The organism is Rhizobium sp. BK112 (assembly GCF_014193215.1).
Lineage (GTDB): Bacteria > Pseudomonadota > Alphaproteobacteria > Rhizobiales > Rhizobiaceae > Rhizobium > Rhizobium anhuiense.
This window is the reverse complement of the sequence record NZ_JACHYZ010000010.1, coordinates 327,416-338,342: the sequence shown is the minus strand read 5'-3', so window position 1 is coordinate 338,342 and position 10,927 is coordinate 327,416. Positions and strand designations below refer to the sequence as shown.

Genomic DNA, 10,927 nt, shown 5'->3' with positions numbered 1-10,927 from the left:
CGCTGGCCGGCAGCTATGACACGATCCTCTCGGCTGCGACGTCGGTCGGCAAGAATGTGCTGCCGCGCGTCGCTGCCCTGCTCGATGTCGCCCAGCTCTCCGAGATCATCGAGGTGATCTCTGCCGATACCTTCAAACGGCCGATCTATGCCGGCAATGCCATCCAGACGGTGCAGGCAACCGATGCCAAGAAGGTCATCACCGTACGCACCGCCTCCTTCGCCTCTGCAGCCGAAGGCGGCTCCGCGCCGATCGAGACGGTTGCAGCGGTTTCCGATCCCGCTCTGTCGCGCTTCGTCGCCGATGCGCTGTCGGCCTCCGACCGTCCGGAACTGACCTCGGCGAAGATCATCATCTCCGGCGGCCGGGCGCTCGGTTCGGCGGAAAAATTCCGGGAGGTCATCCTGCCGCTTGCCGACAAGCTCGGGGCTGCCGTCGGGGCAAGCCGCGCGGCCGTCGATGCCGGTTATGCGCCGAACGACTGGCAGGTCGGCCAGACCGGCAAGGTGGTGGCGCCGCAGCTCTATATCGCCTGCGGTATATCGGGCGCCATCCAGCATCTGGCCGGGATGAAGGATAGTAAGGTGATCGTCGCCATCAACAAGGACGAGGAGGCGCCGATCTTCCAGGTCGCCGACTACGGACTGGTCGCCGATCTCTTCGACGTCCTGCCGGAATTGCAAAAGGCGCTCTGAGCGCGTCAAATGCTTTTCTTTCGCACGTGCGAATGACTGGAAAATTATCTTTTATCGGTCTACTACTGCTGCCGGGCGATCCTTCGTCCGGCAGTATTGCTAGAAAAATGCGGCAGCGCGGGGGCGGATGCCGTGCGGGGGTTTGGAGATGAATGCGGTGTTGAAGAATATTGGTATCATCGGTGCCGGCCAGATGGGCTGTGGCATCGCGCATGTTTCGGCCGCCGCAGGTTACAGGGTTCACATCTACGACCTCTCCCAGGACCGCATCGAATCCGGCCTCGCCACCATTAACGGCAACCTCGCCCGCCTGGTGACCAACGGCAAGATGACCGAAGAGGAACGCAAGTCGACCTTGTCGTTGATATCCGGCTCGTCCGACGTCAATGATCTCGCCCCGTCCGATCTCGTCATCGAAGCCGCCACCGAGGATGAAACCGTCAAGCGCAAGATCTATGCGCAGGTCTGTCCGGTCCTGAAGCCGGAAGCGCTGCTTGCCACCAACACCTCTTCCCTTTCCATCACCCGGCTTGCCGCCGCCACCGACCGGCCCGAACGCTTCATGGGCATACATTTCATGAACCCGGTGCCGGTGATGAAGCTGGTCGAACTGGTGCGCGGCATCGCAACCGATGAAAAGACCTTCTCCGCCGCCAAGGAATTCGTCGGCACGCTGGAAAAGACCATCACCGTTGCCGAGGATTTTCCGGCCTTCATCGTCAACCGCATCCTGCTGCCGATGATCAACGAGGCGATCTACACGCTCTATGAAGGCGTCGGTACGGTCGACGCCATCGATACGGCGATGAAGCTCGGCGCCAACCATCCGATGGGGCCGCTGCAGCTTGCCGATTTCATCGGTCTCGACACCTGCCTGTCGATCATGCAGGTGCTGCATGACGGTCTGGCGGACTCGAAATATCGTCCCTGCCCGTTGCTGGTGAAATATGTCGAGGCCGGCTGGCTCGGACGCAAATCCGGCCGCGGCTTCTATGACTATCGCGGCGAAGTGCCGGTCCCGACGCGTTAAGCGGCCATCACCAGAAAGGGCGAATAGACCGAGCGCCCGCTAAATGCTTTCCTTGCCGGGAACGGGAGGAAACGCCATGTCGACCGAAACACCCATGTTCCTGCTGCAATGCTGCGTACTTATCGGAATCGCCGGCGTCTTTCTCATGAGAGGAGATGGGGACTCCTGATCAACGTCGTTACGACCCGATCGCACCCTTGATTAGCGCCTTCGCGTCTTCGCTATCCCACGCGGCCGGGCCGTTCATGGCGGAGATCAGGCAGCCCTTGTCGTTGAGCAGCAGCGTCACCGGAAGGCCGAAGGCAAGCCCTTCCTTCTTCAGGCTGTTGAAGACGCCGATCGTATTGTCGCGGTAGAGCTGCAGCGCATCGACGCCGGTTTCAGTCAGGAAGGTCTTCGGCTTCTCATCGTCGCCGGTGTCGATATTGACCGGCACGACTTGGAATTTGTCGCTGCCCATCTCCTTTTCGAGTGCGTTCAGCGCCGGCATTTCCTCGCGGCAGGGCACGCACCAGGTGGCCCAGAGATTGAGAAGCACGGTCTTGCCGGCGAAATGATCGAGCGTCAGCGGCTTGCCATCCGGCCCGTTGAAGGAAACCGCCGTCAGCTTGCGCGGCTCGGTGGCGGCAACCATGGCGGCCACCTGCCCCTTCATCAGCGGTGTGAGGCTGGCTGCGCGTTCCCTGGCAGACTTGCATTCCGCAGAAGCGGTTTCACCACCGCCATTGCCAATCCCCGTCTCCTTCACGTATACCGCTGCCGCACCGGCAACGACACCCGCAACGGCGGCCATCGCGATCCATTTCAGGGATGGCAGCCCGAGGGGTTTTCTTGTCGTCATTTCATTCTCCTGGACATGCATCCTCAAGGCGGACACCTCATGGCCGACGACACCACGGACACCAAATCCTCCAACCAGATGTGGGGCGGTCGCTTCGCCTCCGGCCCGGACGCGATCATGGAGGAGATAAATGCCTCGATCGGTTTCGACAAGAAGCTATTCGCGCAGGATATCCGCGGTTCGATCGCCCACGCGACGATGCTCGCCCATCAGGGGATTATTTCATCAGACGATAAGGACAAGATCGTTCACGGGCTAAACACGATCCTGTCAGAAATCGAAAGCGGCAATTTCGAATTCTCGCGCCAGCTCGAAGACATCCATATGAATGTCGAGGCACGCCTGGCGACGCTGATCGGACCGGCGGCCGGCCGGCTGCACACCGCCCGCTCGCGCAACGATCAGGTGGCGCTCGACTTCCGTCTCTGGGTGAAGGAAGAGCTTGAGAAGACCGAGAAGATGTTGACCGGCCTGATCGCCGCCTTCCTCGACCGCGCCGAAGAGCATGCCGAAAGCGTCATGCCCGGCTTCACCCACTTGCAGACCGCCCAGCCCGTTACCTTCGGCCATCACTGCATGGCCTATGTCGAAATGTTCGGCCGCGATCGCTCCCGCGTGCGCCACGCCATCGAGCATCTGGACGAAAGCCCGATCGGTGCTGCCGCCCTTGCCGGCACCGGCTATCCGATCGACCGCCACATGACGGCCCGGGCGCTCGGTTTCCGCGAGCCGACCCGCAACTCCATCGATACGGTCTCCGACCGCGATTTCGCCATCGAATTCCTGTCGATCGCAGCGATAACAGGCATGCACCTGTCGCGTCTGGCGGAGGAGATCGTCATCTGGTCGACCCCGCAATTCGGTTTTGTCCGTCTCTCCGACGCGTTTTCGACCGGCTCGTCGATCATGCCGCAGAAAAAGAACCCCGATGCAGCCGAACTGGTGCGCGCCAAGACCGGCCGCATCAACGGCTCGCTGGTGGCGCTGCTGACGATCATGAAGGGCCTGCCGCTCGCCTATTCCAAGGACATGCAGGAAGACAAGGAACAGGTCTTCGACGCAGCCGAGAGCCTGGAACTGGCAATCGCGGCCATGACCGGCATGGTGCGCGACCTGACCGTCAACACTGCGCGCATGAAGGCAGCGGCCGGCTCCGGCTATTCGACGGCGACCGATCTTGCCGACTGGCTGGTGCGAGAAGCGGGCCTGCCCTTCCGCGACGCCCATCATGTCACCGGCCGCGCCGTGGCGCTTGCCGAAAGCAAGGGCTGCGATCTTGCCGAACTGCCGCTCGCCGATCTGCAGGCGATCCATTCCGCGATCACCGACAAGGTCTATGACGTGCTGACCGTCGAGGCCTCGGTCGCCAGCCGCAAGAGCTTCGGCGGCACTGCGCCGTCTGAAGTGCGCAGGCAGATCGCCTTCTGGCGCGCCCGCAACTGAAGAGCAAAGGGCGGGCCGAAAAGCCGCCACGCCCCTCCTTCAGGCGCGGAAAGACCTCCAACAATCAGGGTGCACAAGGCGGATAAACTTCGCTATGAAGATGTCCATCATTCGAGATGAATGACGCCAGCACATGCCGCAGAAGAGGATATCCATGCAGAAGAGCTTGCCGCACCTCGTCCGCCTGACGGTGGTTCTCGCCGTCATCGGCCTTGCCGTTGCCGGATGCGGGCGCAAGGGCGACCTCGATCCGCCGAGCGCTGCGGCAACCAAGGAAGGCGACGTTTCCAAGCCGACGAAAAAGCCGGGAACCGTTGATAAGCCCTTCCTTCTCGACCCCCTTCTTTAAGGCATAAGCTCGTGAACCATTTCGAATACCGTGACGGCGTCCTTCATGCCGAGAATGTCTCCGTTCCCGAGATCGCCAAGGCGGTCGGCACGCCGTTTTACATCTATTCCACCGCGACGCTCGAGCGCCATTACCGCGTCTTTTCGGAAGCCTTCGCCGACATGGACTCCATGGTCTGTTATGCGATGAAGGCGAATTCGAACCAGGCGGTGCTGAAGACGCTGGGCCGTCTCGGCGCCGGCATCGACGTCGTCTCCGAGGGCGAGCTGCGCCGCGCGCTTGCCGCCGACATTCCGGCAAACCGCATCATGTTCTCAGGGGTCGGCAAGACTCCGTCCGAGATGGATTTCGCGCTTGAGGCCGGCATCTACTGCTTCAACGTCGAATCCGAGCCTGAGCTCGAAATCCTCAACCAGCGCGCCGTCAGCGCAGGCAAGAAAGCGCCGGTTTCCTTCCGCATCAACCCGGATGTCGATGCGAAGACGCATTCCAAGATCTCGACCGGCAAGAAGGAAAACAAGTTCGGCATCTCCTGGGAGCGCGCCCGCGCCATCTATGCCCATGCCGCCAGGCTGCCGGGCATCGAGGTCACCGGCATCGACATGCATATCGGCAGCCAGATCACCGAGCTCCAGCCCTTCGACGACGCCTTCAAGCTGCTGCACGACCTTGTCGCGACGCTGCGCGCCGACGGCCACACGATCCACCACGTCGATATCGGCGGCGGTCTCGGCATCCCGTATAAGGACGACAACAATCCGCCGCCGCTGCCGGATGCCTATGCGGCAATCGTCAAGAACCAGCTGCGCGGCCTGGACTGCAAGATCATCACCGAACCCGGCCGGCTGATCGTCGGCAATGCCGGTATCCTGGTGACCGAAGTCCTCTATGTGAAGGATGGCGGCGAGAAGACCTTCGTCATCGTCGACGGCGCCATGAACGATCTCATCCGCCCGACACTCTACGAAGCCTATCACGAGATCCGCCCGGTGACGATTTCGGCAGCCAACGCTCCGCGCATTCGCGCCGACGTCGTCGGTCCGGTCTGCGAGACCGGCGACTATCTGGCGCTCGACCGCGAAATGGCGATGCCGAAGCCCGGCGACCTGATGGCCGTCAGCACTGCCGGCGCCTATGGCGCAGTCCAGGCCGGCACCTATAACAGCCGCCTGCTGGTGCCCGAAGTTCTGGTCAAGGGCAGCGATTTCCATACGATTCGCCCGCGCCGAACCTACGCCGAGCTGATCGGCCTCGACTCCGTCCCGGCCTGGCTGGATTAACGCATCGGCCCGAAAATCGGAATCGATTTTCGGAAAGCACGAAGCGTAGATTCAAAATGCTAGAGCGTCCTTTGTGCGTCCGAAAGGACGCACGGCGCTCTAAAGCATGTCGCGCAAAAGTGCGCAGCGGTTTGCGATCACGACATGCGTGAAACAAAGACTTAAAGCGCCAGGAGCGATCTGAAAGATCGCGACGCGCTTTAAGCAGCCATCACTTTTTGGCGAATAAACGTGAAAAGCCGGTATTACCGGCCGTTCGCCCTCGCCTTCGCCACAAAGAGTGTTATCCTTTCGTTCATGAGCGTATTGCCCCGCAATCGCCGGAAGCGCCCTCTGTTTCAGAACGCCAGATCGCGGAGACCGGACCGATGACAAGCCCCTCAAGGCAGAAGAAAGGTGCGTTTGCGCTCCGTCCTTCGCTTGCCCGACTGGTGACGACCAAACGTCTGCTGGCGCGCGTGGTGCTGTTTTTCGAGCAGTTGCTGCCGCCTTTGATGCCGGTCCTGGCGGTCGTTGCCTTTTATCTCTGCGCCTCCTGGTTCGGCGTTTTCCGCAGCGTGCCGGACTGGCTGCGCATCCTGCTGCTGATTGCCTTTGCCGCCGCCTTTCTCGCCTCGCTCATCCCCTTCCGCAGCCTGCGCTGGCCGAAGGTCGCCGAAGCCGATCGCCTGCTGGAGGAACGCAACGGCCTGCCGCACCAGCCGGTCACCGTCCAGGAAGACGAGCCCGCCTTCGATACGCCCTTCGCCCGGGCGCTCTGGCGCGAGCACCAGACGCGCATGGCCGAAAAGATCGCAGCGCTCGATGCCGGCCTGCCGCGACCTGATATCGCCGCGCATGACCGTTTCGCCCTGCGCGCCATCCCGGCGCTGCTGCTGGTCACTGCCTTCGGTTATTCGCTGTCGATCAACGGCGGCTCGATCAGCGACGCATTGCAGGCGGCACCCGAGCAGGTGGTCAGCGATCCGGCGGTGCGCATCGACGCCTGGGTGACGCCGCCGTCTTATACCGGCCGTGCGCCGATCTATCTGACGGCCGATGGCAGCGAGCAGGCGCCGATCGGCATTCCGCAGTTTTCAGGCCTCACCGTCCGCGTCAGCGGCGGAAAGACGGCCGAAAAAGTGGTGTTCCGCAAGGCGAACGGCGAGGCGCGGGATATATCAGTGCAGGCGGATAGCAAGCCGCAGCAAGCGGCGGCAGCAGGCGGCGAGCAGCCGAATGCCGCACCCGCCAGCCAGGCCCCAGCCAGCCAGGCACTCGTCGCGCAGACGCATGTGATGAAGCTCGAGGAGAATGGCGCACTCGAAGTCAACGGCCGCCGCTGGAGCTTCGACGTGCTTCCCGACAAGGCCCCGGAAATCGCCTTCGACGGCTTGCCGAAGCCCAGCGTCAATGGCGCGCTTGAAATCGGTTTCACCGTCAAGGACGATTACGGCGTCCAGGAAGCGCATGCGGAAATCGTTCCCGTCGACACCGATCCGACGGCGACGCCGCTCTATCCGCTGCCGGAATACCGGCTGGATATCCCCCGCCGCAACGCCCGCGACGCCAAGGGCGTGACCAGCCGGAACCTGAGCGAACATCCGCTTGCCGGCAAACGCGTGCGCATCACGCTCGTCGCCAAGGATGCCGCCGGCCAGACCGGCCGCAGCCCGCCGCATGAGATGATAATGCCGTCGCGGCGCTTTAACGAGCCGCTCGCCGCCGCCGTCGCCGAAGAACGGCAGGTTTTCGCCCTCGACACCCGCAAGATGCCGCAGGCGATCGCGCTGAACGAGGCGCTGACCATCCGTCCCGAGGAGACCATCCCCAAGCTTACCAACTACCTGCTGCTCGAATCCGCCTTGACGCGCATGAAGCTCGCAAAGGGCGAGGATGCGCTGAAGGATACCGCCCAATATCTCTGGGAGATTGCGCTGGGCATGGAGGACGGCGATCTTTCGCTTGCCGAGCGCAAGCTGCGCGAAGCCCAGCAGAACCTCGCCGACGCGTTGGACCGCAACGCCCCGGATGCCGAGATCAAGAAGCTGATGGACGAGCTGCGCAAGGCGATGCAGGACTATATGAGTGAGCTCGCCCAACGCATGCAGAACGCGCCGATGCAGCCGAACCAGAATACGCAGAACATCCTGCGCCAGCAGGATCTGGAACGGATGATGGATCAGATCGAGAATCTCGCCCGCTCCGGCAATCGTGACGCTGCCCAGCAGATGCTGTCGGAATTGCAGCGGATGATGAACAACCTGCAGGCGGGCCGACCGCAGCGCGGCCAGCAGAGCCAGGAAAACAGCGAAGCCCGCAAGCAGATCGACAAGCTCGGCGAGATCCTGCGCGACCAGCAGAAGCTGATGGAACAGACCTTCCGGCTCGACCAGCAGCTCAGGGACCGCATGCAGCGCGGCGAGCCTGACATGGGCGAGAGCGATCCGCTGCTCGACGAGATGAACCCCGGAGACAACGGCGAGCCGCAGGATCAGCAGCAGGGCCAGCAAGGTAAGGAAGGCCAGCAGCCCTCCGACCAGATGACGGCCGAACAGCTACGCGAGGCGCTGAAGCAGCTGCGCGCCCACCAGGATGCACTGGGCAGGCAGCTCGGCGAATTGCAGAAAAGACTCGGCGAGATGGGCATGAAGCCCGGCCCCGGCTTCGGCCAGGCGCAGCGCGAAATGGAAGGCGCCGGCCGTGAACTCGGCCAGGGCCGCGGCCAGCCGGCCATCGAGGGCCAGGGCCGCGCGCTGGAAGCGCTTCGCCAGGGCGCCCGCGACATGATGAACCAGATGATGCAGGCGCAGCAGGGCCAGCAGGGTCAGGGTCCGAATGGCCAGGTGGGCCAGGGCGATCAGAATGGCCGCGACCCGCTCGGCCGGCCGCGCCGGCCCCAGGGACCGGAATTCGGCGATAACAGCGTGAAGGTGCCCGACGAAATCGACGTTCAGCGGGCGCGAGAAATCCTCGACGCAATTCGCGAAAAGCTTGGCAACAATCCGCCGCAGGAAATGGAACGGCGGTACCTCGAACGGCTGCTGGATATCCAGTAGGCCTGACGCCACCGGATCTTGGATAGGATGATTTTAGGCCGGACCGGCCTAAAATCTGAATCCGGATCTATCAACAAATAGAGCGGGATACCGTTCGAAAACCGCTCACGCCTTCCAGCATCGTCCTCTACGCGACGAGCGCCCGGGCGACCGCCTTGCGGATATCGGGAAGCGCGAACGGTTTGGCGACGACATCGATGATCTTTTCGGCAAGATCGTCGGCCCGTTCGCGCTGTTCGGCATAACCGGTCATCAGCAGGATCTTCAGGCTGGGAAAAGCGTCTTTCGCCTGATGGGCGAGTTCAATACCGTCCATCACAGGCATGCGGATATCTGAAAGCAGCAGATCGTAGACCCCATCCTTGAGCTTTTCCAGGCCCTCGGCCCCGTCGGCCGCCTCATCGGTCTCGTGGCCATCAAGCCGCAGGGCCCGGGCTACAAAAGACCGCAGGGAATCCTCGTCTTCCGTGATCAGAATTCTTGCCATATGTGCATCGCTCCGTGTCAGCCCCGCGACGGAAATCACCAGACTTTCCTTTTCGATCGGTAAAGATGACGAAGCGATGGACGAGATGGTTAACAACCCGTCTCGAACAGTAAGATAGCACCACGGGGCGCGCAAAAGCGCTGCAACATTTAGAGCCTTTCCGGGTTAGCTTGCAGCATTCTGCCGGAGCAGGTTTTTGTCAGGGCAGAGGCGATTGGCGACGGGCATACCCCAAGGTACGTCCGAGCCGATCGCCTCTGATCCTGGCGCAAAGATGCCCGGCCCTTCGGGTTGGCTGAAGCGGGCCGGCTGATCGACCGGCCATCCGACTCCGCTTGAGCCAACAGAATGCTGCAATCTAACTCGGAAAGGCTCTAGCTGTCGCTCAGGCGTCCCCGGTGACCACGCCGACGAAGGGCAGTTCGCGAAAGGCATAGGCGACATCCATGCCATAGCCGACGACAAAATAGTCAGGGCATTCGAAGCCGACATAATCGGCCTCCAGCTTTTCCTTGCGCTTCACGCGCTTGTCGAGCAGCACGGCGATGGTGACGTTGCGCGCCCCGCGCTCGAAGAGCAATTCCTTGGCAAAGAGCAACGTCCGGCCGGATTCGAGGATATCGTCGATCAGCAGGACATCGCGGCCATGCACGTCGCTGTCGATATCCTTGACGATGCGCACGCCCTGCGAAACCGTACCGATGCCGTAACTCGACAGCGTGATGAACTCGACCTCCGGGGCAAGCCCGGTGTCATGCAGGGCGCGGATCAGGTCGGCGGCAAAGATGAAGGACCCCTTGAGCACGGCGATGACCAGCAGGTCCTTGGTCGGGCCGTCGGCGATCTCGCGCGCCATCGAATGATTGCGCTCGGCGATCTGCTCGGCGGTGAAAAGCGGCTCGATGTTTTTTCCGCGCACGACAGGCATAAGGGCTTGCTCCATGAAAAGAAGGGTAAGCCGTTAGCACATATGCGAGCCTGAAACAGCCTCGCCAGCCATGAAATTAACGGGATTGGCGCGACCCGTGGCAAGAAAACCGGCCATTCCATGCCCGGCGCGCTCTATGGCAGGAAGGACAGCCGGACCTCCGGCATCTTTCCGCCGGCATGCTGGACGCGCGCCGAGAAGCCCCGGCTTTGGCCGCTATAGATGACATCGGCCGGCGGGTTGATGACAACGCTTGCGGTCAGCCGCTCGTCGGTCACGAGGTCGGCACGGATCGGCTGCACCGTCTGCGTCGTGCCGCTGTCGTTTTCGATGATGCCGTTGATGACGAGCACCCGCATGCCGTTCGCATCACGCGGCGTCACCGTGACATGGCTGAAATGCAGCGGCACGCCGGAATAGGCTCGCTCGCCGGAAAGGCCGGAAAAACCGCCCGCGAGCCCGAAGACGAGCACGATGAGCCCCAGCACCAGTGCTGCGAAGCTGCGCATCGACGCGCGCTGCAGCCAGGATTCCACTGTCTGCAGAATGGAAGCGGCCATCGCCGGCAGGAGCGGCGGCTGTGCGGCCTGTGCCGCAGCCATGCGTTTGCGGTTGTCGTTAGGGGTCCTGGCAGTGTATTCCCGAGGCCGCACTTTGCCGAGGGTGACGAATTCGGCGTCGGAGATATCGGCAGCACGCGCCGAGCGGTACTGGCGGCTGGCGGGTTCGGGCGGCAGGAAATCATAGGCCTGGCTCGGTGTCCGGCGGCTGAAGGAGGATGCTTCCATGGTGGCTGCCTCGCAGATGTCCACATGGTTTCGATGCCAGGGGAAATC

General features: G+C 62.4%; 10 protein-coding genes. 6 read left to right on the top strand and 4 right to left on the bottom strand.

Annotated elements, in window-relative coordinates:
- Positions 1-695: electron transfer flavoprotein subunit alpha/FixB family protein (locus FHT75_RS26130; protein WP_183845245.1), on the top strand; the 695-nt coding region annotated here is incomplete at its 5' end.
- Positions 696-843: 148 nt separating this feature from the next.
- Positions 844-1,725: a 3-hydroxybutyryl-CoA dehydrogenase gene (locus FHT75_RS26125; RefSeq protein ID WP_028756415.1), complete on the top strand. Its 882-nt coding sequence runs from the start codon at positions 844-846 to the stop codon at positions 1,723-1,725.
- Positions 1,726-1,903: 178 nt separating this feature from the next.
- Here FHT75_RS26125 and tlpA read toward each other — a convergent pair whose 3' ends face one another.
- A complete protein-coding gene (gene tlpA / locus FHT75_RS26120) occupies positions 1,904-2,566 on the bottom strand; it encodes a thiol:disulfide interchange protein TlpA (RefSeq protein ID WP_063476296.1) in 663 nt (220 codons plus the stop codon).
- A gap of 39 nt (positions 2,567-2,605) precedes the next feature.
- On the opposite strand from tlpA, the gene argH reads away from it, so the two are divergent.
- From argH to FHT75_RS26100, 4 genes are all read left to right on the top strand, one after another.
- On the top strand, positions 2,606-4,009 hold the full coding sequence (gene argH / locus FHT75_RS26115) for an argininosuccinate lyase (protein ID WP_028756417.1): 1,404 nt from the start codon (positions 2,606-2,608) through the stop codon (positions 4,007-4,009).
- Between the two features lie 154 nt (positions 4,010-4,163).
- Complete coding sequence (lptM, locus tag FHT75_RS26110; protein WP_028756418.1) at positions 4,164-4,358, top strand: LPS translocon maturation chaperone LptM; 195 nt, start codon at positions 4,164-4,166, stop codon at positions 4,356-4,358.
- 11 nt (positions 4,359-4,369) lie between these two features.
- Positions 4,370-5,638: a diaminopimelate decarboxylase gene (lysA, locus tag FHT75_RS26105; RefSeq protein ID WP_028756419.1), complete on the top strand. Its 1,269-nt coding sequence runs from the start codon at positions 4,370-4,372 to the stop codon at positions 5,636-5,638.
- A gap of 368 nt (positions 5,639-6,006) precedes the next feature.
- The gene (locus FHT75_RS26100; RefSeq protein WP_183845244.1) at positions 6,007-8,676 is read left to right on the top strand and encodes a TIGR02302 family protein; all 2,670 of its coding nucleotides are present in this window, start codon (positions 6,007-6,009) and stop codon (positions 8,674-8,676) included.
- A 127-nt stretch (positions 8,677-8,803) separates the two neighbouring features.
- On the opposite strand, the gene FHT75_RS26095 is transcribed toward FHT75_RS26100, so the two are convergent.
- From FHT75_RS26095 to FHT75_RS26085, 3 genes are all read right to left on the bottom strand, one after another.
- The gene (locus FHT75_RS26095) at positions 8,804-9,163 is read right to left on the bottom strand and encodes a response regulator (protein WP_018495840.1); all 360 of its coding nucleotides are present in this window, start codon (positions 9,161-9,163) and stop codon (positions 8,804-8,806) included.
- A gap of 385 nt (positions 9,164-9,548) precedes the next feature.
- Positions 9,549-10,091, bottom strand: coding sequence for a hypoxanthine phosphoribosyltransferase (gene hpt / locus FHT75_RS26090; protein WP_028756421.1), 543 nt, complete (start codon positions 10,089-10,091; stop codon positions 9,549-9,551).
- A gap of 134 nt (positions 10,092-10,225) precedes the next feature.
- Positions 10,226-10,879: a membrane protein gene (locus FHT75_RS26085; RefSeq protein ID WP_047616119.1), complete on the bottom strand. Its 654-nt coding sequence runs from the start codon at positions 10,877-10,879 to the stop codon at positions 10,226-10,228.
- Positions 10,880-10,927 lie beyond the last annotated feature (48 nt).